This is a genomic window from Pseudomonas sp. PSB18 (genome assembly GCF_014596565.1).
Taxonomy (GTDB): domain Bacteria; phylum Pseudomonadota; class Gammaproteobacteria; order Pseudomonadales; family Pseudomonadaceae; genus Aquipseudomonas.
Genome location: NZ_NOIN01000003.1, coordinates 482,080 through 508,386 on the forward strand (window position 1 = coordinate 482,080; position 26,307 = coordinate 508,386).

Genomic DNA, 26,307 nt, shown 5'->3' on the forward strand with positions numbered 1-26,307 from the left:
GCGTAGTGTCAGTCGATAGTCATTTTGAATGTCAGACCGCATTCGCGGGCAAGCCCGCTCCCACAGGGGCCCCGCGATGAAACGCCAATTCCGTGAACGCCGGAAACCACCGTGGGAGCAAGGCTTGCCCGCGATAGCGCCGAATCAGTCGACATTTGAGTCACTGACCCATCGCCATCGCGGGCAAGCCTTGCTCCCACAGAGGACTCCTACAGTTCAGCGCAGAGCTTTAGAGCTCGCCCAGGGCGTCGATCAGCGCCTGGTTCTGCTCCGGTGTGCCAATGCTGATCCGCAGGAACTGGGCAATCCGCTCCTGTTTGAAGTGCCGCACGATCACGCCCTGTTCTCTCAGCTTCGCCGCCAATCCCGCCGCATCATGCCGGGGGTGACGGGCGAAGATGAAGTTGGCCGCCGAAGGCAACACCTCAAAACCCTTGGCCTCCAGCTGCGCCACCACCCACTCGCGGTGCTCGATGACCAGCCGGCAGGTCTCCTGGAAGTACTCGCGGTCGTCGAACGCCGCCGCGCCGCCCACGTTTGCCAGGCGATCCAGCGGGTAGGAGTTGAAGCTGTTCTTGATCCGCTCCAGCGCTTCGATCAGGTCCGGATGGCCCACCGCCAAGCCCACCCGCAACCCCGCCAGCGAGCGGGACTTGGACAAGGTCTGGGTGACCAGCAGGTTCGGATAGCGGTCCACCAGGCTGATGGCCGTCTCGCCACCGAAGTCGATATAGGCTTCATCGACCACCACCACCGAATCCGGGCTGGCCTTGAGCATCTGCTCCACCGCGTCCAGCGCCAGCAGGCAGCCGGTCGGGGCGTTCGGGTTGGGGAAAATGATCCCGCCGTTCGGCTTGGCATAGTCCGCCGGGTCGATCCTGAACTGCGCGTCCAAAGGCACCGCATCGAACGGGATGCCATACAGCCCGCAATACACCGGATAGAAGCTGTAGCTGATGTCCGGGAACAGGATCGGCTGGTCGTGTTGCAGCAGGCCGTGAAAAATGTGCGCCAGCACTTCATCCGAACCGTTACCGAGGAACACCTGGTTGGCCTGCACGCCGTAGTAGCGGGCCACGGCGCTCTTCAGCAAATCGCTGTTGGGGTCCGGGTACAAACGCAGGTTGTCGTTAAGTTCGGTCTGCATCGCCGCGAGGGCCTTGGGCGATGGGCCGTAGGGGTTCTCGTTGGTGTTGAGCTTGACCAGGCGGGTCAGTTTCGGTTGTTCGCCCGGCACATAGGGCACCAGGTTCTTGACGAACGGGCTCCAGAATTTACTCATTTCAATTTCCCTGCCCGTCAATGGAAGACTCATCAAGAATTCGATACTCGGCGCTGCGGGCGTGAGCGCTCAGCGATTCGCCACGGGCCAGTACCGAAGCGGTCTTGCCCAGTTCGGATGCGCCCTGCTCGGAGCAGAAGATGATCGACGAACGTTTCTGGAAGTCATACACCCCCAGCGGCGACGAGAAACGTGCGGTGCCGGAAGTCGGCAACACGTGGTTGGGCCCTGCACAGTAGTCCCCCAGGGCCTCGCTGGTGTGGCGGCCCATAAAGATCGCACCGGCATGACGGATCTGCGGCAACCAGGCCTGCGGATCGGCAACCGACAACTCCAGGTGCTCCGGCGCGATGCGGTTGGCGACCTCGATTGCCTGCTCCATGTCATCGACCTGGATCAGCGCCCCACGGCCATTGATCGAGGTGTTGATGATTTCGGCACGTTCCATGGTTGGCAACAGCTTATCGATACTGGCCGCGACCTTGTCGAGGAAGTCAGCATCCGGGCTGACCAGGATCGCCTGGGCGTCTTCGTCGTGCTCAGCCTGGGAGAACAGGTCCATGGCAATCCAGTCCGGGTCGGTCTGGCCGTCGCATACCACGAGGATCTCCGAAGGGCCGGCGATCATGTCGATACCGACCTGGCCGAACACGTGGCGCTTGGCGGTGGCGACATAGATGTTGCCCGGCCCGACCACCTTGTCGACCCTCGGCACGCTTTCGGTGCCATAGGCCAATGCCGCCACGGCCTGGGCACCGCCGATGGTGAACACCCGGTCCACGCCAGCGATGCAGGCAGCGGCCAGCACTAGTTCGTTGATTTCACCCCGGGGGGTTGGCACGACCATGACCACTTCAGTTACGCCGGCAACCTTGGCCGGGATGGCATTCATCAGCACCGAGGAGGGATAGGACGCCTTGCCGCCCGGCACGTACAGGCCGGCGCGGTCCAGCGGCGTCACCTTCTGGCCCAGCACCGTGCCGTCGGCTTCGGTGTAGCTCCAGGAGTCCTGTTTCTGTTTTTCGTGATAGCTGCGCACCCGGGAGGCGGCTTTTTCCAGGGCTTCGCGCTGGGGCACGGTGATCCGGGTCAGGGCCAGCTCCAGGCGCTCGCGCGGCAGAATCAGGTCGGCCATGGACGCCGCTTGCAGGCCGTCGAATTTCTGGGTGAATTCCACCAGGGCCGCATCGCCACGCTCGCGCACGGCCTTGATAATGTCCAGCACCCGCTGATTGACCGAGTCGTCAGACACACTTTCCCAGCTCAGCAGATGATCCAGATGATGTGCGAAATCCGGATCGGCAGCATTGAGTCGGCGAATCGAGGTGGGAGCGGTCATAGCGAGGGCCTCATTAATGGCAAATGCTCAGGCGCCCTAAGCTACCAGTCCATTCGCGTGGGCACCTGAGAAAATTGGCTATGACGCGGATAGACGGGCGCAACCAAAGGTCGCGCGGGTGTATCAGCCGTGGTGTCGAGATTCCACTGCCTTGCGCAGGGTGTCGATTAAAGCCTGGATGCGGGCGTGCTGCATTTTCATCGATGCCTTGTTGACGATCAGCCGGGAGGTGATGTCCGCGATGAAATCCTGGGGTTCCAGGCCGTTGGCCCGGAGGGTATTACCGGTGTCGACAACGTCGATGATCTTGTCCGCCAGGCCGATCAGCGGCGCCAGCTCCATCGAACCGTACAACTTGATGATATCGACCTGGCGACCCTGCTCGGCATAGTAACGCTTGGCAATGTTGACGAACTTGGTCGCCACCCGCAGGCGCCCCTTGGGCTCCGGCGCGCCGACCTTGCCGGCGGTCATCAGTTTGCATCGGGCAATCCGCAGGTCCAGGGGCTCATACAAGCCCTGGCCGCCGTATTCCATCAGCACATCCTTACCGGCAACGCCGAGGTCGGCGGCGCCATGTTCAACGTAAGTTGGCACATCGGTGGCACGCACGATCAGCAGGCGCACATCGGCCTGGGTCGTGGGGATGATCAGCTTGCGGCTCTTGTCCGGATTCTCGGTCGGCACGATGCCCGCTTCAGCCAGAAGCGGCAGGGTATCGTCAAGGATGCGGCCCTTGGACAGTGCGATGGTCAACATGGGAAACGTCAGTCCTTATCAAGGTACTATGCCCGGACGCAAGCGGCGCCGGACACACATCGAGGGTGGACCACCCTCGATTTGAAACGAAATCCAGGCACATCCTTGTGCCATGCAGCCGGAACTAGCCCGGTACGCGGCGGATCTTGGCGCCGAGCATCTGCAGTTTTTCTTCGATGCACTCATAGCCACGGTCGATGTGGTAGATGCGGTCGATCAGAGTATCGCCTTCGGCAATCAGGGCCGAAATCACCAGGCTGGCCGAGGCCCGCAGGTCGGTGGCCATCACTGGAGCGCCCTTGAGCTTCTCGGTGCCGGTGACGATGGCGGTGTTGCCTTCAACTTGGATCTTGGCGCCCATGCGGTGCAGTTCGTAGACGTGCATGAAACGGTTTTCGAAGATCGTCTCGATCACCGCGCCGGTGCCTTCGGCAATGGCGTTGAGGGAGATGAACTGAGCCTGCATGTCCGTCGGGAACGCCGGATATGGCGCGGTCCGCACATTGACGGCCTTGGGCCGCTTGCCGTGCATGTTCACCTCGATCCAGTCTTCGCCGCAGGTGACTTCGGCACCGGCTTCCTTGAGTTTCTCCAGGACGGCTTCAAGGATGGTCGGATCGGTGTCCTTGACCTTGACGCGACCGCCGGTGACGGCGGCAGCGACCAGGTAGGTACCGGTTTCGATCCGGTCCGGCATTACTTTGTAAGTAGCCGAATGCAGGCGCTCGACGCCATCGATGGTGATGGTGTCGGTACCGGCACCACTGATCTTGGCGCCCATGGCGATCAGGAAGTTCGCCAGGTCCACCACTTCAGGTTCGCGAGCAGCGTTCTGCAGCACGCTACGGCCCTTGGCCAGTGCAGCGGCCATCATGATGTTCTCGGTACCGGTCACGCTGACGGTGTCGAAGAAGAAATGCGCGCCACGCAGGCCGCCTTCGGGTGCCTTGGCCTTGATGTAGCCGCCTTCGACGTCGATGACCGCGCCCATGGCTTCCAGGCCACGGATGTGCAGGTCCACCGGACGCGAGCCAATGGCGCAACCGCCAGGCAATGCGACTTCGGCTTCACCGAAACGGGCAACCATCGGACCCAGCACCAGGATCGACGCACGCATGGTTTTCACCAGCTCATACGGAGCGACCAGGGTCTTGATGGTGCGTGGATCGATTTCGACGCTGAGCTTCTCGTCGATGACAGGCTCGATGCCCATGCGGCCGAACAGCTCGATCATCGTGGTGATGTCATGCAGGTGCGGCAGGTTGGCCACGGTTACCGGGCCATCGCACAGCAGGGTCGCGGCCAGGATCGGCAGGGCGGAGTTCTTTGCCCCGGAAATACGGATTTCGCCATCAAGACGAACGCCGCCGGTAATAATCAGTTTATCCATAAGAATCTCGACGCCCTAGGGCTCAGGTGCGCTCGGCCCAGGCCGCGCTGCTGAAAAATTTCATCGTGACCGCGTGGATGCTGCCATCGGCAATCCATGGGTTCAAATGGGCATAGATGCTCTGCTGACGCTTCACTGGGCTCAACGCCACCAGTTCATCGCTGATCACGTTCAGCTGGAAGTTGCAGCCTTCGCCTTCAACTTCCACCTTCGTACCAGGCAGCTTTCCTTCAAGGAAGCTCTTCACTTCTACAGCCTGCATGCTCAACCTCAATCGGCGCCCTGTGCGCGCGGGTCGCACATCATACAAAAAAGCCCCGCGCCTGCGAACCCCGCGTAGCAGGACTCTGACGGGGGGACTTTTCCGGCGATGTGGGTCAGGATTGCACCAACAGCTCGGTCAGTTCACTGACCTGGGCTATTTCGCGCATGTCTTCGGGCATCCCACGGATGCTCCACGTTTTGCCGGCCGCCTTGGCGTCCCGCATGAAGCACAGCAGCAGCGACAAGCCGACGCTGCTGGATTTCTGCACCGCCGAGCAGTCAATGACCAGCTCGGCCGCACTGACGGACTTGATCAGCGCCTGACCCTGCTTGCGCAGGTCAGGACCGGTGCGGTAGTCCAGCACACCGCTGAGCAACAACTCGCCGGCCTCGCCCAGACGAATGGCCGACTCACTCACCGACTCGATCATTGTTCCTGCTTCTCTTTGGCTTGCTCGGTCACTTCCTTGGCCTTGGCGACTTCGCCAGCCCAGCCATCGATGGTCTTGTCCAGGTCATTGCCATTGCGCTGCATCGCATCGGCGAACTGGTCGCGGAACAACTTGCCGATGTTGATGCCGTTGATGATCACGTTGCGCACCTTCCACTCGCCGTTCAACTGTTCAAGCGTGTAGGAAACCGGATAGATCGCACCATTGTTACCCTTGACCTGCATGTCGACGCTGGTACGGGTACCGCTTTCATCCTTGGCCGGCCCAACGGTGATGCCCTGGTTGTTGTATTCGAGCAAGGCGTTGCCGTAGAACTGCATCAGGCTGCGCTTGAAGTTTTCCTGGAAGCGAGTCATCTGCGCAGGGGTGGCCTTGCGCGAGTACTTGACCGTCATGATGCTGCGGGAGATGCCATCGGCATCCACCACCGGACCGACAATGCCGTTCAACGCGTCATAGAATGCGCCCGGATCCTGCTTGTATTTCTCCTTGTTGGCGGCAAGGTCAGCCAGCAAGCGGGTCGTGGTGTCCTGGATGATGTCGTGCGCGGAAGGCGCCGCCAGGGCATTGGTCATCAGCGGCAGGGCTGCCAGCAGGACCAACAGGCTGCGTCGCAAGATAGAGATCATCGAAAAGCTCCTCATTTGGCGTCTTTGCTCACGGTATTGAGCAGGAATTTCCCGATCAGGTCCTCGAGCACCAGCGACGACTGGGTGTCATGGATGGTTCCACCGTCCTTGAGCAGGGTTTCTTCCCCGCCCACGCTGATACCGATGTATTTCTCGCCCAGCAGACCCGCCGTAAGGATAGATGCAGTGGAATCAGTCGGCAGGTTGTCCACGCGCTTTTCCAACTGCAGCGTCACCCGTCCGGTGAAACTGTCGCGGTCCAGATCGATTGCCGTGACCTTGCCGATGGTGACACCGGCCATGGTCACCTTGGCTCTGACCGTCAAACCGGCGATATTGTCAAAATAAGCATAAAGTTTATAAGTATCGGTATTCGCGGTCGGCGCCAGGCCGCTGACGCGCAGGGCCAGCAGCAGCAAAGCCAGGATGCCGGCCAGCAGGAAAAGGCCGACACCGATTTCCAGGGTGCGGTTTTGCATCAGAAATCTCCAAACATCAAGGCGGTCAGAATAAAGTCAAGGCCCAGGACCGCCAGCGAGGCGTATACCACGGTCTTGGTTGTGGCACGGCTGATCCCCTCAGACGTGGGCTCGCAGTCATAGCCTTGAAACACGGCGATCCAGGTCACCACGAACGCGAACACGGCACTCTTGATGACGCCGTTGAGCACATCATCGAGGAAGTCGACACTGTTCTGCATGTTGGACCAGTAGGAACCGTCATAGACACCCAGCCAGTCGACGGCCACCCATGAACCACCCCAGATCCCGACGACGCTGAAGATGATCGCCAGCACCGGCAGGGAAATGAAGCCGGCCCACAGGCGCGGGGCAATAATGTACTTGAGCGGGTCCACACCGATCATTTCCAGGCTGGACAGTTGCTCGGTGGACTTCATGTTACCGATTTCGGCCGTCAGCGCCGAACCGGCACGCCCGGCGAACAGCAATGCGGTCACCACCGGACCGAGTTCACGCAACAGCGTCAGCGAGACCATCTGCCCGACCGCCTGCTCCGAACCGTAGCTGGACAGGATATTGAAACCCTGCAGCGCTAGCACCATGCCGATGAAGATCCCGGACACCACGATGATCACCAGGGACATCACCCCCACCGAATGCAGCTGCTTGACCAGCAGGCCAAAACCGCCGCCCGTGGAGTTGCGACCAAGCAAGGCATGGGCCAGGAACAGCGTGGAGCGGCCCAGCACCGCCAGCACGTCGATGCCGGAACGGCCGAACAGGCGAATTCTTTCTATCAATGATTTCTTGCGCATCAGCGCTTCCCCAGCAGATCGGTACGGTAATCCGTGGCCGGAAAATGGAACGCCACCGGACCGTCCGGATCACCCTTCATGAATTGGCGAATGCGCGGGTTGTCCGAAGCCTTCAACTCCTGGGGCGTACCCTGTCCCAATACCTGGCCATCGCCAACCACATAGATGTAGTCCGCGATGCTGGCGGTTTCGGCCAGGTCGTGGGACACCACGATGCTGGTGATGCCCAGTGCATCGTTGAGCAGGCGGATCAGGCGCACCAACACACCCATGGCGATCGGGTCCTGTCCGACGAAGGGCTCGTCGTACATGAGGATTTTCGGATCGAGGGCAATCGCCCGCGCCAGTGCGACCCGGCGCTTCATGCCGCCGGACAGCTCGTCCGGCATCAGATCGAGGGCGCCACGCAGCCCGACCGCCTGCAATTTGAGCAGGACGATGTCGCGGATCATCTCCTCCGGCAGGTCGGTATGGACCCGCAGCGGGAACGCCACGTTCTCGAACACATCGAGATCGGTGAACAGTGCGCCGCTCTGGAACAGCACGCCCATGTGCTTGCGCGCATCGAACAGGTCGCTGCGCGACAGCTTGGGGAGGTTCTGGCCATTGACCCAGACTTCACCGGCACTGGGACGCAACTGTGCGCCCATCAGGCGCAGCAGCGTGGTCTTGCCGCACCCGGAAGGCCCCATGATGCCGGTCACCTTGCCGCGTGGAATGCGAATATCGATGTCATTGAAAATGCTGCGCGTCCCTCGCTTGAAGGACAGCCCCTTCAGCTCGACCGCGTAGGCGTTGTCGGCACTCATCTAAACTCCTTGCGATGCAGCCTCATATCCGAATGCCCGGGCCAACCGATAAACGTCGGTACCGCCGGGCATCCGGACCGGCGGCGAACTATATCACTGCAACGGCCACGCGCCCAAGGCCCACCCCTGACCGGTTAAGCCTCGCTTAAGGTAAATGAGGGCATTTTATTTCAAAGCAGGCGGGTGTTTGCACGAAGCATGACGAACTAGCGTGAGGGAATTGTTCATTGCCGCTATAATCGCCGCCTTTTCATCGGGCTATACGATTTCTGACATGAGCCAATCCAGCGATCTGATTCAATCGGCACAACGTACCATCCGCCTCGAGCTCGAAGCCGTGCAAGGTTTGCTGCCCCGCATCGACGCTGATTTCGTACGCGCCTGCGAGATGATTCTGACCAGCAAAGGCCGCGTCGTCGTGGTCGGCATGGGCAAGTCCGGGCACGTCGGCAACAAGATCGCCGCAACCCTGGCCAGCACGGGCACCACGGCATTCTTCGTCCACCCGGCCGAAGCCAGCCACGGTGACATGGGCATGATCACCCGGGACGACATCATCCTGGCGCTGTCCAACTCCGGTTCCACCAATGAAATCATTACACTGCTGCCGCTGATCAAGCGCCTGGGCATCCGGCTGATCAGCCTCACCGGCAACCCGGACTCGCCGCTGGCCAAGGCCGCTGAAGTCAACCTCAATGTTCACGTCGAGCACGAAGCCTGTCCGCTGAACCTGGCCCCGACTTCGTCCACCACTGCTGCCCTGGTCATGGGCGACGCCCTGGCCGTGGCCCTGCTGGAGGCCAGGGGCTTCACCGCGGAAGATTTCGCCTTCTCCCACCCCGGTGGCGCTCTGGGCCGCCGCCTGCTGCTGAAGGTGGAAAACGTGATGCACGCCGGTGAAGAGTTGCCACAGGTGCAACGCGGCACGCTGCTCAAGGACGCGCTCATGGAGATGACCCGCAAGGGCCTGGGCATGACGGTGGTTCTCGAGGCCGACGGCAAGCTCGCCGGGATCTTCACCGACGGCGACCTGCGTCGCACCCTGGACCGCACCATCGATGTGCACAGCACCACCATCGAGCAGGTCATGACGCCCCACGGCAAGACGGCCCGCGCAGAAATGCTCGCCGCCGAAGCCCTGAAAATCATGGAAGACCACAAGATCAGCGCCCTGGTGGTGGTCGACGCCGAAGACCGCCCCGTGGGCGCCCTGAACATGCACGACTTGCTGCGTGCGGGAGTCATGTAAATGAACGCAGATCTGCTACAACGCGGTAAAACCATCAAGCTGGCCGTGTTCGACGTGGACGGCGTGCTGACCGATGGACGCCTGTATTTCCTCGAGGACGGCAGCGAGTTCAAGACCTTCAATACCCTCGACGGCCAGGGCATCAAGATGCTGATGGCCGCTGGTGTGCAGACCGCTATCATCAGCGGCCGCAAGACCCCGGTGGTCGAGCGGCGCGCGAAGAATCTCGGTATTCCCCACCTTTATCAGGGGCGCGAGGATAAACTGGTGGTCCTGGACGAACTCCTGGGCCAACTCAACCTAAGCTATGAACAGGTCGCCTACCTGGGTGACGACCTGCCGGACCTGCCGGTGATCCGCCGGGTTGGCCTGGGTATGGCAGTGGCCAATGCGGCCGGCTTCGTACGCGAGCACGCCCATGGCGTCACCACCGCGCGAGGCGGCGAAGGCGCGGCCCGTGAATTCTGCGAACTGATCCTGCGCGCCCAGGGCCGCCTCGAAGCGGCGAACGCCGCGTACCTGTGAGCCATTTATGCTGAGCAAGAAGATTCGCACCATCCTGCTGTTCGCGTGCATCGCGGCGATTTTCGCGGCAGTGGGCTACTGGAACATCAGCCCCGAACGCTTTCTCGACCGTCCCGCCGTCCAGGTCGAGGCAAACGATATCGACTGGTATGCGACCAACACGCATACACTGCAATACCTGCCCGACGGCAAGGTGCAGTACGAGATGACGTCCGACAAGGTCGATCACGTCAAGGCCACCGACATCACCTTGGTCGCCAATCCGGACCTGAACATGTTCCGCGGCACTGAATTCCCGTGGCACGTGCAGAGCAAACGCGCCGAAGTCAATTCCGGCGGCACCGAAGTGGAACTGATCGACTCGGTACGCGTCGCGCGGACCGATGAGAAAAATCGCACAACCATCATCACCAGCACTCGCATGACCGTGTTCCCGCAGCAACAATATGCGCAGACCGAGCAACCCGTTAGAATCGACGGCGCCGGTGGTGTATCGACCGGCACGGGAATGAAGGCGTATCTGAAGGAAAGCAGGATACACCTGCTATCGAACGTAAGAGGACAGTATGAAGCTCGCTAAAACCCTCCCTATTTTGCTCAGTCTGGGCGCAGCACTGGGAAGCGCGAGCGCCTGGTCCCTTCCCAATGACCGTGACCAGCCTATCCGCATCCAGGCCGACGACGCCCAATTGGACGACAAGAACGGCATCGCCACTTACAAGGGCGACGTGATCATCACCCAGGGCTCGATGAAGGTCACCGGCAACACCGTGACCATTACCCGCACCCAATCCGGCGATATCGACGTGGTGACCTCGGTGGGCAACCTGGCTTATTTCGAGCAGTTGCAAACGGCTGGTGACACCAAGCCGGTGCAGGGTTACGGCGTGACCATCCAGTATCACGCCTCCCAGGACCGCGTCGTGCTGATCGATCGCGCCAAGGTCATCGACAAGGACAACAACGTCACCCAGGGCGAAAAAATCGTCTACGACACGAACAAGAAACTCGCCAGCGCCGGTCGCGCCACCGGCAACAAGGTGACCGAGCAACGCCCACGGATCGACATGGTCATCCAGCCGAAAAAGAAAACCGAGCAAAGGCCCCAGTAATGGCAACTCTGAAAGCTCAGCACCTGGCCAAGAGCTACAAGGGCCGTCAGGTCGTGCGCGATGTCAGTCTGTCCATCGACAGCGGGCAGATCGTCGGCCTGCTCGGCCCCAACGGCGCGGGCAAGACCACCTGCTTCTACATGATCGTCGGCCTGGTCCAGGCCGATCAGGGCCGCGTCCTGATCGACGACCTGGACGTCAGCCACCAGCCGATGCATGGCCGGGCAAAGGCCGGCATCGGCTATCTGCCACAAGAAGCGTCGATCTTCCGCAAACTGTCGGTCGCCGACAACATCATGGCGATCCTCGAAACCCGCAAGGAACTCGACAAGGCCGGTCGTCGCCAGGAGCTGGAAAGCCTGCTGCAGGAATTCCACATCAGCCACATCCGCGACAACCTGGGCATGAGCCTGTCCGGTGGCGAACGGCGTCGGGTGGAAATTGCCCGTGCCCTGGCCACCGCACCGAAGTTCATCCTGCTCGACGAACCGTTCGCCGGCGTGGACCCGATTTCGGTGGGTGACATCAAGCAGATCATCCACCATCTCAAGGCCAAGGGGATCGGCGTACTGATCACCGACCACAACGTACGCGAGACGCTGGACATCTGTGAAACAGCCTACATCGTCAATGACGGTCAATTGATCGCCGAAGGTGACTCCGCCACCATCCTGGCCAACGAACTGGTCAAGGAAGTGTATCTGGGCCATGAGTTCCGCCTGTAAGCGCGAAGTGTCTGGCAAGTTGTCCCGGCGGCGCCGGTTTAACCCAGGCACCGCCTTGGGGCGCTCTCAGTGAATCCCCTATTATCGGGAAACTAATTGAGAGCTACCCCTAGGCAAACACTTCAGTTTCAGGCATATAATTTGCTTAAGGTTTGGCGCTTCGGCGCCCTTGTAGTGGATGGCGCATGTGCGCCGGCGAATAAGGTGTTAAGCCCCTGCCATGAAACCATCGCTAGTCTTGAGAATGGGCCAGCAGCTGACGATGACGCCGCAGCTGCAACAGGCCATCCGCTTGCTCCAATTGTCGACCCTGGACCTGCAACAGGAAATCCAGGAGGCCCTGGAATCCAACCCGATGCTCGAACGCCAGGAAGAAGGCGACGACTTCGACAACACCGACCCACTGGCCGACAACGTCGAGCAGAAACCCAATACCGAGATCCAGGAACCGTCCTATCAGGAGGAATCCGCCCCGACGGTGGATAACCTCGAGGATGGCGAATGGAACGAACGCATCCCCAACGACCTGCCTGTGGACACGGCTTGGGAAGACGTCTACCAGACCAGCGCCAGCAGTCTGCCGAGCAGCGACGATGACGAGTGGGATTTCACCACCCGCACCTCTGCCGGCGAAAGCCTGCAAAGCCATTTGCTGTGGCAACTGAACCTGGCGCCGATGTCCGACACCGATCGCCTGATCGCCGTGACCCTGATCGACTGCATCAACAACCAGGGCTACCTGGACGAGACCCTCGAGGAAATCCTCGAAGCCTTCGATCCGGAGCTGGACATCGAACTGGACGAGATCGAAGCCGTCCTGCACCGTATCCAGCAGTTCGAACCGGCCGGTATCGGCGCCCGCAACCTGGGTGAGTGCCTGCTGCTGCAACTGCGCCAGTTGCCCGCCAAGACGCCATGGCTGGCCGAGGCCAAGCGACTGGTCACCGACTATATCGACCTGCTGGGCGGCCGCGACTACAGCCAGTTGATGCGGCGCATGAAGCTCAAGGAAGATGAACTGCGCCAGGTGATCGAACTGGTCCAGAGCCTCAACCCGCGCCCAGGCTCACAGATCGAGGCCACCGAGCCCGAATACGTGGTTCCCGATGTGATCGTGCGCAAGCACAATGATCGCTGGCTGGTGGAGCTGAACCAGGAATCGGTACCCAAGCTACGGGTCAACGCCCAGTACGCCGGCTTTGTAAGACGCGCCGATACCAGTGCCGACAACACCTTCATGCGCAATCAGTTGCAAGAAGCGCGCTGGTTCATCAAGAGCCTGCAGAGCCGCAACGAAACCCTGATGAAGGTCGCCACCCAGATCGTCGAGCATCAACGCGGCTTCCTGGACTATGGCGACGAAGCGATGAAGCCGTTGGTCCTGCACGACATTGCCGAGGCAGTGGGCATGCACGAATCGACAATTTCCCGGGTGACCACACAGAAATTCATGCATACCCCACGGGGTATCTACGAATTGAAATATTTTTTCTCCAGCCACGTCAGCACCTCCGAAGGCGGCGAATGCTCTTCCACGGCCATCCGCGCGATCATCAAGAAACTGGTGGCTGCGGAAAATCAGAAAAAGCCGTTGAGTGACAGCAAGATCGCTGGTTTACTGGAGGCACAAGGCATTCAGGTGGCCCGCCGTACCGTCGCCAAGTACCGCGAATCCCTCGGGATCGCGCCTTCGAGTGAACGCAAGCGGTTGATGTAACAGGCCACGCCACAGCGTTCCAGTGGCAGGCATTTCTGCCTGCCGCTTTATGCACTGGCAACGAAGGAGAAGCTGTATGCAAGTCAACATCAGTGGACACCAACTGGAAGTGACCGAACCCCTGCGTACCTACATCGGCGAAAAACTCGACCGATTGGAAAGGCATTTCGACAAGATCACCAATGTGCAGGTCACGATGAACGTCGAGAAGCTGCTGCAGAAAATCGAAGCCACGTTGCATATTCCCGGCGGAGAGGTGGTTGCCAATGCGGAGCACACAGACATGTATGCCGCGATTGACCTGCTGACCGACAAGCTGGATCGCCAACTCAAAAAGCATAAGGAAAAGACCCAGAGCCTCCTCCAGGGTGCTACCGGTCGTTAACCCCCCCAATCCATGATCCGACTAGAAACCATCCTGACCCCCGGCCGTTCCATGGTGAACGCGCCGGGCGGCAGTAAAAAGAAAGCCCTCGAACAAATTGCCAACCTGATCCACCGCGAAGTACCGGATCTGGAAATGCAGGATGTCTTCGAGGCCCTGGTTGCCCGTGAAAAACTCGGTTCCACCGGTTTTGGCAACGGCATCGCCATTCCCCACTGTCGCCTCAAGGGATGCACCACGCCCATCAGCGCGCTGCTGCACCTTGAAGCCGCCATAGATTTCGACGCCATCGACGGCGCACCGGTCGACCTGCTGTTCGTATTGCTGGTTCCGGAAGCGGCGACCGATGCGCATCTTGAGCTGCTGCGCCAGATCGCCAGCATGCTGGACCGCAAGGAAGTGCGCGAAAAACTGCGCAGCGCATCGAGTAACCAAGCCTTGTATCAGGTAGTCCTGGACGAGCAGAACGGTCATTAATCATGCGCCTGATCATCGTCAGTGGCCGCTCCGGCTCCGGTAAAAGCACGGCTCTCGATGTGCTTGAGGACAGCGGCTACTATTGCATCGACAACCTGCCGGCCGGCCTGCTGCCGGAGTTGGCCGAGCGGGCGCTGATCCACACCGAGCTGGCGCAACCGCTGGTGGCGGTTTCCATCGACGCGCGCAACCTGCCGAGCCACCTGTCGCGCTTTCCCGAACTGCTCGAGGAAGTGCGCAATCGGCATATCCAGTGCGATGTGCTGTACCTGGATGCCGATGACGAAACGCTGCTCAAGCGCTTTTCCGAGACCCGGCGGCGCCACCCGCTGAGCAATGCCAACCGCTCGCTGGCCGAAGCCATTGAAGACGAAAGCCAGTTGCTGGGCCCCATCGCCGACCTGGCGGACCTGAAGGTCAACACCACGAACCTGAACCTGTATCAGTTGCGCGACACCATCAAGCTACGCCTGCTGAACCAGCCGGAGCCAGGCACGGCGTTCCTGGTGGAGTCCTTCGGGTTCAAGCGTGGCATGCCGGTAGACGCCGATCTGGTGTTCGATGTGCGTTGCCTGCCCAACCCTTATTGGAAACCGGAGCTGCGCGAGCAATCCGGGCTCGACCAACCGGTGATCGACTACCTGGCGGCCCAACCGGATGTCGAGGAAATGTACCAGGATATCTCCAGCTACCTGCTTAAATGGCTGCCCCGCTTTGCCGCGAGCAACCGCGCCTACGTCACGATCGCCATCGGCTGTACCGGCGGTCATCATCGCTCCGTCTACCTGACTGAACGCCTGGGTCAGCTCCTGCAACAATCCCTGAAGAATGTCCAGGTTCGCCACCGCGACCTCAGCTAAAGGATTCACATCGCGATGCCTGCTCAGGAAATTACAATCATCAACAAGCTGGGCTTGCACGCCCGGGCCTCAGCCAAGTTTGTCGGCGTGGCAGGTCAGTTCAAGGAAACGACCATCCGCGTCGGCAAGACGCCTGAATCCATGGTTGACGGTAAAAGCATCATGGCCATGATGATGCTTGCTGCGGGCAAGGGCACCAAGATCTACCTGGAAACCCAAGGTGAACAAGCGCAGGAGGCGATGGACGCCCTGGTGGAACTGATCAACAACTACTTCGATGAAGGTGGCTGACACCGCAGGGCTGTTGTGGCGAGGAGATTTATCCCCTCGCCACAGGATGCTTTTTTATTGCGATAGCGGTCAGCTACCCGCCACCGTCATCCGCTCGATCAACACCGAACCGGTGCGGATGTTGCTGCGCAGTTCCAGATCATTGCCCACCGCCACGATCTGCTTGAACATATCGCGCATGTTGCCGGCAATGGTCACTTCCTGGACCGGGAATTGAATCTCGCCATTTTCGACCCAGAAGCCGGCCGCACCCCGGGAGTAATCGCCGGTCACCATGTTCAGGCCATGGCCCATCAGCTCGGTCACCAGCAACCCTCTTCCCATCCGCCGCAGCAAGGCCGCCTGGTCCTCTTCGCCATGGGTCACGAACAGGTTGTGCACACCACCGGCATTGGCGGTGCTCGGCATGCCGAGTTTACGGCCCGAATACGTGCCGAGGATGTAGGACACCAACTCCCCCCTCTCCACGAACGGCTTGGCATACGTGGCCAGGCCATCACCGTCGAACGCCGAGCTGCCCATGGCCTGCATCAGGTGCGGGCGCTCGTCGATGGTCATCCATTCCGGGAACAGTTTCTGACCCAGGGCGCCTTCGAGAAACGAAGACTTGCGATACAGGTTGCCGCCAGACACCGCCGACAGGAAGCTGCCGAACAAGCCACCGGCCAGCTCGGCGGCAAACAGCACCGGCACTTCACAGGTCGGCACCGGTCGCGCGCCCAGGCGACTGGCCGCCCGTTGCGCGGCTTTCTGGCCGATCACCAGCGGGTCCATCAGCAGAGTGCCCTGGCGGTTCACGTCGTACCAGTAATCGCGCTGCATCTGGCCATTGGCTTCGGCAATCATCACGCAACTGAGGCTGTGACGGGTCGACGCATAGCCACCGATGAAACCGTGGCTGTTACCGTATACCCGGCAGCCCTGATGGGTATTGAGCGTCGTACCGTCGGCATTCTTGATCCGCGGATCGGCATCGAACGCTGCCGCTTCACAGCGCAACGCCTGTTCAATGGCCTGCTCGGGGGTGATGTCCCAGGCGTGGAACAGATCGAAATCTCGCGCTTCCTTGCACATCAGGGCGGCGTCGGCCAGGCCCGAGGCTTCGTCTTCGGAGGTGTGCTGGGCAATCGCCAATGCCGCGGCGACAGTTTCGCGAATGGCGTCCGGGCCGCTGGCCGAGGTGCTGGCCGAACCCTTGCGCTGCCCCGCGTACAAGGTAATGCCGAAACCCTGGTCGCGGTTGAACTCGACGGTTTCCACCTCACGCTGGCGTACCGACGTCGACAGGCCCTGCTCCAGGGACACCGCCACCTCACAGGCGCTGGCGCCCTGTCGCTTGGCTTCGGCGAGGATCTGCTCGACCTGCTCCTGCAGTGCCGGCAATGCTTGCGGGCCGACGCTCTGAACTGCACTCATGGCTTTCTCCACTCAAATTCTGCTTTCGGTAAGGCCTTCGAGCGACCGGGCCGGACAAGCGGCCCCCGACTGGTTATCATGGCGGCGTTTCTTTGCGGACTGCCCCCATGGTTGATTCTTACGACGACTCCCTCTACGAGGGTGAAAAAAGCAAATCCCAGGTCAAACGCGAGCTGCATGCTCTGGTTGACCTCGGCGAGCGCCTGACAACACTCAAGCCGGACTTGCTGGCCAAACTGCCCTTGACCGACGCCTTGCGCCGGGCCCTGGCCGATGCGCCCAAGCACACCGCGAATATCGCGCGTAAACGGCACCTGCAATTCATCGGCAAACTGATGCGCGATCAGGACACTGACGCCATCCTGGTGCTGCTCGATCAACTCGACGCCTCCACCCGGCAGTACAACGAACGCTTCCATAACCTGGAACGCTGGCGCGATCGCTTGATCGCAGGCGACGACGGCACCCTGGAAAAATTCGTCGTCGACTACCCGGAGGCCGATCGCCAGCAACTGCGCTCCCTGATCCGTCAGGCTCAGCACGAAGTGGCGCAGAACAAGCCACCGGCTTCGAGCCGTAAAATCTTCAAGTACATCCGTGAGCTGGACGAGACTCAACGCGGCCTGCGCTGATCGCTCCCGTTCTCACCCACTCCCTTTGAGGGGTCGCGTCATTGTGGCGAGGGAGCTCGCACCCTCGCCACAATGATTCACAAGCCCTACGGAGTATTTCATGCGCCCGTGCCACCCACGGTAATCGCATCGATCTTCAGGGTCGGCTGACCGACACCCACCGGCACCGACTGCCCGTCCTTGCCGCACGTCCCTACGCCGCTATCCAGCGCCAGGTCGTTACCGACCATCGACACCTTGCTCATGGCCTCCGGTCCGTTACCGATCAGCGTCGCGCCTTTGACCGGCGCGGTGATCTTGCCGTCCTCGATCAGGTAGGCCTCGCTGGTGGAGAACACGAATTTGCCGCTGGTGATGTCCACCTGGCCGCCGCCAAGGTTGGCGCAGTAGATGCCTTTTTTCACCGAAGCGATGATTTCCGCCGGATCACTCTGACCGCCAAGCATGTAGGTGTTGGTCATGCGCGGCATCGGCAGGTGCGCATAAGACTCACGGCGACCATTGCCGGTGCGAGCCACGCCCATCAACCGCGCGTTGAGCTTGTCCTGCATGTAGCCCTTGAGTACGCCATTCTCGATCAGCGTGGTGCACTCGGTCGGGGTACCCTCGTCGTCGACGCTCAACGAGCCGCGCCGCCCCGCCAAAGTGCCATCGTCGACAATGGTGCAGAGTTTCGAAGCAACCATTTCGCCCATGCGCCCGCTGTAGGCTGAACTGCCCTTGCGGTTGAAATCCCCCTCCAGGCCATGCCCCACCGCTTCGTGCAGCAGCACACCGGACCAACCGGACCCCAGCACCACCGGCAACGTGCCAGCCGGCGCCGGAATGGCTTCCAGGTTGACCAACGCCTGGCGCAAGGCCTCCCTGGCGTAGCCCATGGCGCGGTCTTCGCTGAGGAAATAGCGGTAATCGGTACGCCCGCCACCACCATGCCCACCGCGCTCGCGGCGACCGTTCTGCTCGACGATCACACTGACATTGAAACGCACCAGCGGTCGCACATCCGCCGCCAGGCCGCCGTCGGTCGACGCCACCAGGATGCGTTCCCAGACACCGGCCATGCTCACCGACACCTGCTGGATGCGCGGGTCGAGGGCCCGGGTCGCGACGTCGATGCGCTTGAGCAGTTCAACCTTCTCGGCGCGGCTCATGACCTCCAGCGGATTATCCGGTGCATACAACTGCGCGACGTCCTGGCTGCTGAAGGCCTGGACCGTACCGTTCTGGCCGGCACGGGAAATCGAACGCGCCGCACGGGCCGCAGCCCCCAGGGCTTCGAGGGTAATGGCATTGCTGTAGGCAAATCCGGTTTTCTCACCGGACTGGGCACGTACGCCCACGCCCTGGTCAAGGTTGAAACTGCCTTCCTTGACGATGCCGTCTTCCAACGACCAGGACTCGGAGATCTGGCCCTGGAAATACAGGTCGGCCGCATCGATACCCGGACCGGCCAGGTCGCCCAGGACGCCTTGCAGGCTCTCAAGGGTCACGCCGCCGGGGGCTAGAAGGTGTTCACTGACTGAGGACAACAACCCGCTCATATGTTTTACGCCTTGAATTCGTCGTCTTGGACAGGTCGCTGTCGAGCGCCCTGCGAGAAAAAGCGCCGATGGCTGGCCACCGGCATGCGCGCCCGGATGGACGCCTGTTCGCTGCTGTCGCGCTCGGCTAGCAACACGGCTTCGCCTTGATCCTGTTGCGCCAGCACTCGCCCCCAGGGATCGACAATAGCCGCATGACCAAAGGTCTCCCGAGGCCCCGGATGCACGCCCCCTTGGGCGGCCGCCAGCACATAACACTGGGTTTCGATGGCTCGGGCGCGAATCAACACCTCCCAATGAGCTGCACCGGTGACGGCGGTGAACGCCGAGGGTGCCGTGATCAATTCGGCGCCGGCAGCCCGCAGTTCGCTGTAAAGCTCCGGAAAGCGCAAGTCATAGCAGACCGTCAGGCCCACCCTTCCCACCGGTGTATCGGCGACCACGACGTTGCCGCCATAAGCATAGTCATCAGACTCACGGTAGCGCCCACGATTGTCCGCCACATCCACGTCGAACAGGTGCAGCTTGTCGTACCGAGCCACGATCAGGCCCTGATCGTCCACCAGCAACGAACAGGCATGGGCCTTGGCCTCGGGCCGGTCCGCCGGCGGCAAGGGCAACGTGCCGGCTACAATCCATAACCTGAGGTCGCGGGCGACCTGTTTCAACCAGGGGAGGATCGGTCCCTGACCAAAGGCTTCGGCACGCCCGAGGTCGGCCACGTCCCGCCGCCCCATCGCCGCGAAGTTTTCCGGCAACACCGCCAACCGCGCACCGCCAGCTGCGGCCTGTTCCAGTAATACACGGGCCCGCGCCAAGTTGGCGAGCACATCGCTCTGGCTGACCATTTGAATCACCGCGACTGGCATGGTGTTTCCCTCCTGTCCTTATCCTCGCCACGAGGGTTGTGGGAGCAAAGCTTGCTCGCGATACGAACGACTCGGTCCAACCGTAAACCCGCGTCATCGTTCATCGCGAGCAAGCTTTGCTCCCACAGGCTCGCTCCCACAGGGGGATTGGCGTTGTCCATCAGAACGGCTTGTCGAAGGTGATCTTCGGCTCTTTCCACGGTCCCTTGACGTCATATCTTACGCTGGCAAAACGCGCCACGCGGTCGCCGATCAACTTGTCGATCAGAAACAGCGCGCCGCCCACCGCCGGCGCGCCGACAATCAGCGCGGCAATCGGCAGGTTGTTGGTCACCGGCAATGTCACCTGCAACTTGGCATCGACCCGATCGGCCACCATGTCCAATGTCCCGTTGAGTTCCAGGTTGCTCGAAGGCCCCGTCAGGGTAATGGGTTCACGGGTCACGTAGACACCATTGCTCGCCACCAGCAGCCCCTTGACCCGGTCATAGCTCAAGCCTTTGCCGAACAGGTCGGAGAAGTCCAGGCGCAGCCGCCGGCCGATGGAGTTGAAGTTCAGCAGGCCGAACACCCGCAACGCCTGGGCGCTGCCCTCGACCTCGACGAACTGGCCCTTGCTCAGCGACGCGTCGAGACTGCCGGAAAAGCGCTTGGTCGCGACCCACGCCGGTGAGCCGGGCCAGTTGCCATCGACGTCCATATGGAAGTCCTGGCTGGTCACACTTGGGGCAAATCCCCAGCCCTTGAGCACATCCGCCAGGTTCTTGCCGCCGATGCGCCCCTTGTACCAGCTGCGGGTGGAACCGGGCACGCCTTCCCAGCCGCCACTGCCCTGCAGCAGCATGCCCTTGAGGCCCATGTCCAGATTGTTCAACGCGATGCCTTTGCTGGTCGGACGCACCTTCAACGACCAGGCTCCGATCAGATCCGGTCCCTGGAACAACTGGTCGATCGCGATATCCATGGCCGGGATCCGTGTCGGGTCCACCGACGCCAATGGGTCCGGCGCGTTTTCATCGGCTTGCACCGTCGGGTCCGCGGCCGGCAGGCGAACATAGTCAAGCTTGATCCCGATCGGAGCGCTCTTCGCATCCGGCAGGCTGGCGTTGCCCTTGGCCTGCTGGCTGTCGAGCCGCAAGGCCCAGGCATCCGGCTTGCGGTCCAGCTGCACCGACGCCTGGTCCAGTATCGTCCCCATGGCCGTGAGCTTGCCCACCTTCAGGTCGACACCGCTGAGCAATTGTTTGGCGCTGCCGCTCGGGTCCTGTCCGGCGTACTTGTTCATCAGGTCTTGCCACGGCCCGACATCCAGTTCCGACAGCGTCCCACGCAGTCGCAACCCTTTGGCCCCAGGCAAGACCGCATCGCCGCCGCCCAGCAACAGCTCACCGCGACCGTCGGCCAGCTTCCCGCCCGGCGCTGCGTATGTGAGGTTGGCGAGGTCGCCATAATTGACCCAGTAACGTCGCTCCGGCCCCTGCAATGTCATGCGGAACACGGTGTCGCGCCCGGTATCGGCCGTCATGCCGAAAGGCGCCGGCAGGTCGACCACCACGCCCTTGAGGTTGGAACTGACTGACAACTGGCTGTCGGCCCCGTCGAGAATCACCTGCAACTGGTACGGAACGACCCCGGAAACGGGCAATGGCTGGGTAACGTTCAACCAGTCAGTGAGCTTCTTGACCTCCAGCCGCCCGGAGGCAACCACCCGGGTATTGAGCGCACCGGCACGGCCATCGGCAAAAATCTGCGCGGTCAAAGGTCGGTCGAATGCCCGGGCCGCAATGTTCTTGCCGCTCAGCCCCTTGCTGCTGTCGAAGCGGAAATCGCCCTTGAGCTGGGTCAGTTCCAGCACCGGATTGCTGAGTTTGAGTCGGGCGTCGGCGGTGCTGAAGTCCACCAGCACCTGCGGTGGGTCACCCTTGGCCAACGGGATATCGAGCTTCACAGTGCCTTGCAGGCCACCTTCGCCTTCCCAGCCGGCGAACGTCTCGGCCGTACCGATCGGTGCCGTCTGCAGGATTTTCAGCCCGTCCCCCAAGCCCCCGGCGAAACCGCCCTCCAGCAGCAGGTGGGAATGTTGCCCGCTCGGGACATGGGGAATGTTCACCATCACGTCTTTGACCTGGGTGTCCAGCAATTGCCCCTGGCTGGCGAAGATGCGCACGCCGCTGTCTTCGACGAAGACGTCGCCACTGACCTTGCTGACCGAGGGCCAGCCCGGCTGGAAGGCCAGCTCGGCATCATGCACCTTGAAGAACAGGCTGATGCTGCGGGCCGCGTCCTCGGCACCGTGGTTCAGCGAACCCTGGTACTGGAAAAAACCCTCATCCACGGCACCCTTGACGATAGCCGTGCGCAACCACTCATCCAGGGCGGGGCTCAACACCGCCGGCAAATACTTGGCGGTGTAGCGTCCATCGCCATCCACCAGGCCGACCCGCAGGTCCATGTAGTCTTCCTGGCTGTGGTCGAAATGCAGGCGGATCAGGAAATCGCCGGCAATCCGGCCCTCCTCCCCCAGCACCTTGAGATATGGCGCAATCAGGGTGAACCCTTGCTGATCGAGCTTCCAGGTCAGCCGCGCATTGGCCTGCAGGTATTGCCAGGGTTTGGCGAAGATCGGGTCCAGGTGCAGGGAAAAGTCCTTGCTGTCCATGCGTAGCTCGCCGCCACCGAGGTCGCCGCTGAGGCTGCCCGAGACGTTACGCGCCGCCGGGGCGCCGTGATAGGCGTCGAAGCCCACCGTGTCCAGGTTCGTGGCGAAGCTGACCTTCCGATCGCCGGCATTCTGCGGCCTATAGTCCACCAACACATTGCGCAGGGCACCGGTGAACCTGAGGCGGTCGATTGCCGTCGCTACGCCCGCGGGCAAAGGCGCCAAGGCATTGATCAGCGGCGTCAGCGGGGTCAGGTCGAGGCGATCGGCCTGCACGTGCCAGAGCTCTTCAGTCTTCTCGGTGGCAACGCTCTGCTGCAATTGCAGGCGCGACTCCCAACGGACTTCGCCCAGGCTCATCGCCAGGGAATCGAACGTCGCGGTGAACCCGTCGCTGCCGCGCTGGAAATAACCGTTGAGGCCAAGGTTGCGAATCTGTATCGGCTTGCGGTCGGCGTAGGCGCCGCTGATGTCCGGCGCATTCAGGCGCATGGCGGCGCTTTGCAGCGTGCCGCTCCCCCAGCTCAGCCAGAACTCGCCGCCGGCCTTGGCCTGGGAGAAATTCCATTCCCGGGTCAGGCGCTTCGGCAGCCATTTCGACCAGTCGCTCTGTGGCAGGCTGAGGTAGGCATCGGCCTGGCCGTTCTTCCAGTCGGCGGCGCGGATGCGGGTACGCAGGTTGATTGCCACCGGTTGCCCGTCGGGCAGGGTCAGGCGCGCATCCAGGCGCTGGCGGCTGACGCCGGTCCTGAGACTCAGGCCGACATAGGTCAGGGTCAGCGGTGCTTGATCCAGCGGCTGCAAGGTTACCTGGCTGTCCAGGATCGAGAGTTTCGATACCATCTGCATGCGATCAAACAGTTGCTGCGGGTCGAACGGCTGATCGTCCTTGACCGGCAGGCCTTCCAGGGCCCACTTGCCGTCGGCTCCCTCCTTGAGGCTGATTTTCAGGCCACCGAGCTCCAGATGGGCGATGCGGACCTGGCGGGCCAGCAAGCTGGCCCATAGGTCGGGCACGGCACGCACTTCATCCAGGTGCATGGCATTGGCCCCTTCACCGATCATCACGTCGCGAGCCAGCAGTATCGGCGCCAGGCCACTCCACGTGCCCTCCAGGCTGTCAACGTGCAACGGCATGCCCAGCGCTTCGGTGGCCCGGTTCTCGATCTCGACGCGGTATTCGGCTACCAGCGGTGCCAGTTCCCGCCCCAGGCTGACATACAGCGCCAGCAGCACCAGCAGCAGCGCGCACAGGCCCAAGCCCCAGCGGGTCAGTGCGGCCAGAATGCGGGTCAAACGCTCCATGTCAGTGGACTCCCCAGGCAAAGGTATTCAAATCGGCGAGACCACCGCTTCAGGAGCCACTTCAGAGCAGCACAACGTCGTATTGTTCCTGGGAGTACATGGTTTCCACCTGGAAGCGAATCGTGCGCCCGATAAAGGCCTCCAGCTCCGCGACATTACCCGACTCCTCATCGAGCAGGCGGTCCACCACTTTCTGGTTCGCCAACACTCTATAGCCAGTGGCCTGGTAGGCGCGCGCTTCCCGGAGAATTTCCCTGAAGATTTCGTAACACACGGTTTCCGGGGTCTTGAGCTTGCCCCGGCCCTGGCAGGCGCTGCATGGCTCACACAACACCTGCTCGAGGCTCTCGCGGGTGCGTTTGCGGGTCATCTGCACCAGGCCCAACTCGGTGATGCCGATGATGTTGGTCTTGGCGTGGTCGCGCTCGAGTTGTTTTTCCAGGGTCCTCAGTACCTGGCGCTGGTGCTCTTCGTCCTCCATGTCGATGAAGTCGATGATGATGATCCCGCCCAGGTTGCGCAGGCGCAGTTGGCGAGCGATGGCCGTGGCGGCTTCCAGATTGGTCTTGAAGATGGTTTCTTCAAGGTTGCGATGGCCGACGAACGCCCCGGTGTTGACGTCGATGGTGCTCATCGCCTCGGCTGGGTCGACCACCAGGTAGCCACCGGACTTGAGCGGCACCTTGCGCTCCAGAGCTTTCTGGATTTCGTCCTCGACACCGTACAGGTCGAAAATCGGTCGTTCGCCGGGATAATGCTCGAGCCGGTCAGCGATTTCCGGCATCAACTCGGCCACGAACTGGGTGGTCTTCTGGAAGGTTTCCCGGGAGTCGATGCGGATTTTCTCGATCTTGGGGCTGACCAGGTCCCGTAGCGTGCGCAGCGCCAGGCCCAGGTCTTCGTAAATCACGCTCGGTGTGGCAATGGTCTTGATCTGCGCGGCGATCTGGTCCCAGAGCCTGCGCAGGTAACGGATGTCCATGAGAATCTCATCGGCCCCGGCACCTTCGGCCGCGGTGCGCAGGATGAAGCCCCCGGCCTCCTTGATCCCTTCTTTCTCCACGCAATCGCTGACCACCTGCTTGAGCCGCTCGCGCTCGGCTTCGTCCTCGATCTTCAGGGAAATGCCGACGTGGGCGGTGCGTGGCATGTACACCAGGTAGCGCGACGGAATGGACAGTTGCGTGGTCAGGCGCGCGCCCTTGGAACCGATGGGGTCCTTGGTGACCTGCACCACCAGGCTCTGGCCTTCATGGACCAGCGCGCCGATGCTCTCCACGGCAGGCCCCTCGCGCATGGAAATCTCCGACGCATGGATGAATGCCGCGCGGTCCAGGCCGATATCGACGAACGCCGCCTGCATGCCGGGCAACACCCGCACCACCTTGCCTTTGTAGATGTTGCCGACAATGCCACGCTTTTGCGTGCGCTCGACATGTACCTCTTGCAGCACACCGTTTTCAACCACCGCCACGCGCGATTCCATCGGCGTGATGTTGATCAGGATCTCTTCACTCATGGCAGGGTCTCGTTCAGGCATTTTCACGATAATGGCTGCATCTGGTCAGACGGCGCTCAACGCACGTTCAAGGTTTGCCAACAGGGTATGCCGAAATGGCCCAACAGTTGCGCGGTTTCGCACAGCGGCAAGCCAACCACCGCAGAATAGCTGCCCTCGAGCCCGGCGACGAAGACCGCCCCCAACCCCTGGATGCCATAGCCACCGGCCTTGTCCCGGGGTTCACCGCTGGCCCAGTAGTCCGCCGCTTCCTCCTCGGTAATAGGGCGGAAACGCACCCGACTGCGAACCACCCGGGATTCGCAGCGCTGGCCGTCCAGTACGGCAATGGCGGTCAGCACCTCATGGTCGCGACCGGACAGGCCCAGCAGCATCGAGCGCGCCTCGTCCTGGTCCAGCGGCTTGCCGAGAATCTGCCCGTCGAGCACCACCGCCGTGTCGGCGCCCAACACGCAACCACCGTCGTCGATCGGCAAGGCCCGCCGCCCGGCCTCGGCCTTGCCGCGCGCCAGGCGCTCGACATAGGCCGACGGGGTTTCGTGATCCAGAGGCGTTTCGTCAATGTCCGCACTGATGGAGGTAAAGGACACGCCGATCTGCGTGAGCAGTTCACGCCGACGCGGCGAGCCTGAGGCGAGGTAAAGCGGTTTCATCAACATTTCCCTCTTTTAAAACGCAGGCAAGACAACCGTGGTCAGGGAGTTTTTGTGGCGAGGGAGCTTGCTCCCGCTGGGGCACGAAGTGGCCCTGAATCTTGCGACTGCTGCGCAGTCGAGCGGGAGCAAGCTCCCTCCCCACAGTGACTACAGCCTGATATCAGCCCGA

At 61.6% G+C, this 26,307-nt stretch carries 27 protein-coding genes; 11 read left to right on the forward strand and 16 right to left on the reverse strand.

From position 1 onward, the window contains the following. Window positions 1-229 precede the first annotated feature (229 nt). The 10 genes from hisC to CGA22_RS10035 all read right to left on the reverse strand — a co-directional run bounded on the left by hisC (window position 230) and on the right by CGA22_RS10035 (window position 8,200). Window positions 230-1,282 (reverse strand): histidinol-phosphate transaminase, encoded by a 1,053-nt coding sequence (gene hisC / locus CGA22_RS09990; protein WP_041020857.1) that lies wholly within the window; start codon window positions 1,280-1,282, stop codon window positions 230-232. Window position 1,283: 1 nt separating this feature from the next. Beyond that, complete coding sequence (hisD, locus tag CGA22_RS09995) at window positions 1,284-2,621, reverse strand: histidinol dehydrogenase (protein ID WP_041020858.1); 1,338 nt, start codon at window positions 2,619-2,621, stop codon at window positions 1,284-1,286. 123 nt (window positions 2,622-2,744) lie between these two features. Next, on the reverse strand, window positions 2,745-3,380 hold the full coding sequence (gene hisG / locus CGA22_RS10000; protein ID WP_041020859.1) for an ATP phosphoribosyltransferase: 636 nt from the start codon (window positions 3,378-3,380) through the stop codon (window positions 2,745-2,747). A gap of 124 nt (window positions 3,381-3,504) precedes the next feature. After that, the gene (gene murA / locus CGA22_RS10005; RefSeq protein ID WP_041020860.1) at window positions 3,505-4,770 is read right to left on the reverse strand and encodes a UDP-N-acetylglucosamine 1-carboxyvinyltransferase; all 1,266 of its coding nucleotides are present in this window, start codon (window positions 4,768-4,770) and stop codon (window positions 3,505-3,507) included. A 22-nt stretch (window positions 4,771-4,792) separates the two neighbouring features. Then, window positions 4,793-5,032, reverse strand: a complete 240-nt coding sequence (locus CGA22_RS10010) for a BolA family protein (RefSeq protein WP_041020861.1) — start codon at window positions 5,030-5,032, stop codon at window positions 4,793-4,795. Window positions 5,033-5,147: 115 nt separating this feature from the next. Then, entirely contained in the window at window positions 5,148-5,453 is a 306-nt protein-coding gene (locus tag CGA22_RS10015) for a lipid asymmetry maintenance protein MlaB (protein ID WP_041020878.1), read from the reverse strand. 8 nt (window positions 5,454-5,461) lie between these two features. After that, complete coding sequence (locus tag CGA22_RS10020; protein ID WP_041020862.1) at window positions 5,462-6,115, reverse strand: phospholipid-binding protein MlaC; 654 nt, start codon at window positions 6,113-6,115, stop codon at window positions 5,462-5,464. Between the two features lie 11 nt (window positions 6,116-6,126). Next, on the reverse strand, window positions 6,127-6,594 hold the full coding sequence (gene mlaD, locus CGA22_RS10025; RefSeq protein ID WP_041020863.1) for an outer membrane lipid asymmetry maintenance protein MlaD: 468 nt from the start codon (window positions 6,592-6,594) through the stop codon (window positions 6,127-6,129). Continuing rightward, window positions 6,594-7,391 (reverse strand): lipid asymmetry maintenance ABC transporter permease subunit MlaE, encoded by a 798-nt coding sequence (gene mlaE, locus CGA22_RS10030; protein WP_041020864.1) that lies wholly within the window; start codon window positions 7,389-7,391, stop codon window positions 6,594-6,596. The genes mlaD and mlaE overlap by 1 nt, the downstream gene beginning before the upstream one ends. Continuing rightward, entirely contained in the window at window positions 7,391-8,200 is an 810-nt protein-coding gene (locus tag CGA22_RS10035) for an ATP-binding cassette domain-containing protein (protein WP_041020865.1), read from the reverse strand. Before CGA22_RS10035 ends, mlaE begins: the two co-directional genes overlap by 1 nt. A 274-nt stretch (window positions 8,201-8,474) precedes the next feature. Here CGA22_RS10035 and CGA22_RS10040 point away from each other — a divergent pair, with 274 nt between their 5' ends. From CGA22_RS10040 to CGA22_RS10085, 10 genes are all read left to right on the forward strand, one after another. Further along, a complete protein-coding gene (locus CGA22_RS10040; protein ID WP_041020866.1) occupies window positions 8,475-9,449 on the forward strand; it encodes a KpsF/GutQ family sugar-phosphate isomerase in 975 nt (324 codons plus the stop codon). Then, a complete protein-coding gene (locus CGA22_RS10045) occupies window positions 9,450-9,974 on the forward strand; it encodes a KdsC family phosphatase (protein ID WP_041020867.1) in 525 nt (174 codons plus the stop codon). Between the two features lie 7 nt (window positions 9,975-9,981). Further along, window positions 9,982-10,554: an LPS export ABC transporter periplasmic protein LptC gene (gene lptC / locus CGA22_RS10050; protein ID WP_041020868.1), complete on the forward strand. Its 573-nt coding sequence runs from the start codon at window positions 9,982-9,984 to the stop codon at window positions 10,552-10,554. Then, the gene (lptA, locus tag CGA22_RS10055; protein WP_041020869.1) at window positions 10,541-11,086 is read left to right on the forward strand and encodes a lipopolysaccharide transport periplasmic protein LptA; all 546 of its coding nucleotides are present in this window, start codon (window positions 10,541-10,543) and stop codon (window positions 11,084-11,086) included. The genes lptC and lptA overlap by 14 nt, the downstream gene beginning before the upstream one ends. After that, complete coding sequence (gene lptB, locus CGA22_RS10060; protein ID WP_041020870.1) at window positions 11,086-11,811, forward strand: LPS export ABC transporter ATP-binding protein; 726 nt, start codon at window positions 11,086-11,088, stop codon at window positions 11,809-11,811. Before lptA ends, lptB begins: the two co-directional genes overlap by 1 nt. Window positions 11,812-12,031: 220 nt before the next feature. Then, the gene (locus tag CGA22_RS10065) at window positions 12,032-13,528 is read left to right on the forward strand and encodes an RNA polymerase factor sigma-54 (RefSeq protein ID WP_041020871.1); all 1,497 of its coding nucleotides are present in this window, start codon (window positions 12,032-12,034) and stop codon (window positions 13,526-13,528) included. Between the two features lie 76 nt (window positions 13,529-13,604). Further along, window positions 13,605-13,913 carry a ribosome hibernation-promoting factor, HPF/YfiA family gene (gene hpf, locus CGA22_RS10070; RefSeq protein ID WP_003178005.1) on the forward strand — a complete coding sequence of 103 codons (309 nt, stop codon included), beginning with the start codon at window positions 13,605-13,607 and terminating at the stop codon, window positions 13,911-13,913. Between the two features lie 12 nt (window positions 13,914-13,925). Further along, window positions 13,926-14,390 (forward strand): PTS IIA-like nitrogen regulatory protein PtsN, encoded by a 465-nt coding sequence (gene ptsN / locus CGA22_RS10075; protein ID WP_041020872.1) that lies wholly within the window; start codon window positions 13,926-13,928, stop codon window positions 14,388-14,390. Window positions 14,391-14,392: 2 nt separating this feature from the next. Beyond that, window positions 14,393-15,250: an RNase adapter RapZ gene (gene rapZ, locus CGA22_RS10080; RefSeq protein ID WP_041020873.1), complete on the forward strand. Its 858-nt coding sequence runs from the start codon at window positions 14,393-14,395 to the stop codon at window positions 15,248-15,250. Between the two features lie 15 nt (window positions 15,251-15,265). Beyond that, window positions 15,266-15,541 (forward strand): HPr family phosphocarrier protein, encoded by a 276-nt coding sequence (locus tag CGA22_RS10085; protein WP_041020874.1) that lies wholly within the window; start codon window positions 15,266-15,268, stop codon window positions 15,539-15,541. 69 nt (window positions 15,542-15,610) lie between these two features. Here CGA22_RS10085 and pmbA read toward each other — a convergent pair whose 3' ends face one another. Beyond that, entirely contained in the window at window positions 15,611-16,957 is a 1,347-nt protein-coding gene (gene pmbA / locus CGA22_RS10090; RefSeq protein WP_041020875.1) for a metalloprotease PmbA, read from the reverse strand. A gap of 107 nt (window positions 16,958-17,064) precedes the next feature. Between pmbA and yjgA the strand changes: the two genes are divergently transcribed. Then, a complete protein-coding gene (yjgA, locus tag CGA22_RS10095; protein ID WP_041020876.1) occupies window positions 17,065-17,589 on the forward strand; it encodes a ribosome biogenesis factor YjgA in 525 nt (174 codons plus the stop codon). Window positions 17,590-17,687: 98 nt separating this feature from the next. Here the strand turns inward: yjgA and tldD are convergent, their stop codons facing one another. The 5 genes from tldD to CGA22_RS10120 form a co-directional block, all read right to left on the reverse strand. Continuing rightward, window positions 17,688-19,130: a metalloprotease TldD gene (gene tldD / locus CGA22_RS10100; protein ID WP_003197828.1), complete on the reverse strand. Its 1,443-nt coding sequence runs from the start codon at window positions 19,128-19,130 to the stop codon at window positions 17,688-17,690. Between the two features lie 5 nt (window positions 19,131-19,135). Continuing rightward, window positions 19,136-19,999 carry a carbon-nitrogen hydrolase family protein gene (locus CGA22_RS10105; RefSeq protein WP_041020877.1) on the reverse strand — a complete coding sequence of 288 codons (864 nt, stop codon included), beginning with the start codon at window positions 19,997-19,999 and terminating at the stop codon, window positions 19,136-19,138. A gap of 160 nt (window positions 20,000-20,159) precedes the next feature. Beyond that, window positions 20,160-23,963 (reverse strand): YhdP family protein, encoded by a 3,804-nt coding sequence (locus CGA22_RS10110; protein WP_041024432.1) that lies wholly within the window; start codon window positions 23,961-23,963, stop codon window positions 20,160-20,162. 61 nt (window positions 23,964-24,024) lie between these two features. Further along, the gene (gene rng, locus CGA22_RS10115; RefSeq protein ID WP_041024433.1) at window positions 24,025-25,482 is read right to left on the reverse strand and encodes a ribonuclease G; all 1,458 of its coding nucleotides are present in this window, start codon (window positions 25,480-25,482) and stop codon (window positions 24,025-24,027) included. A 56-nt stretch (window positions 25,483-25,538) separates the two neighbouring features. Then, window positions 25,539-26,135: a Maf family protein gene (locus CGA22_RS10120; RefSeq protein ID WP_041024445.1), complete on the reverse strand. Its 597-nt coding sequence runs from the start codon at window positions 26,133-26,135 to the stop codon at window positions 25,539-25,541. Window positions 26,136-26,307: the final 172 nt, after the last annotated feature.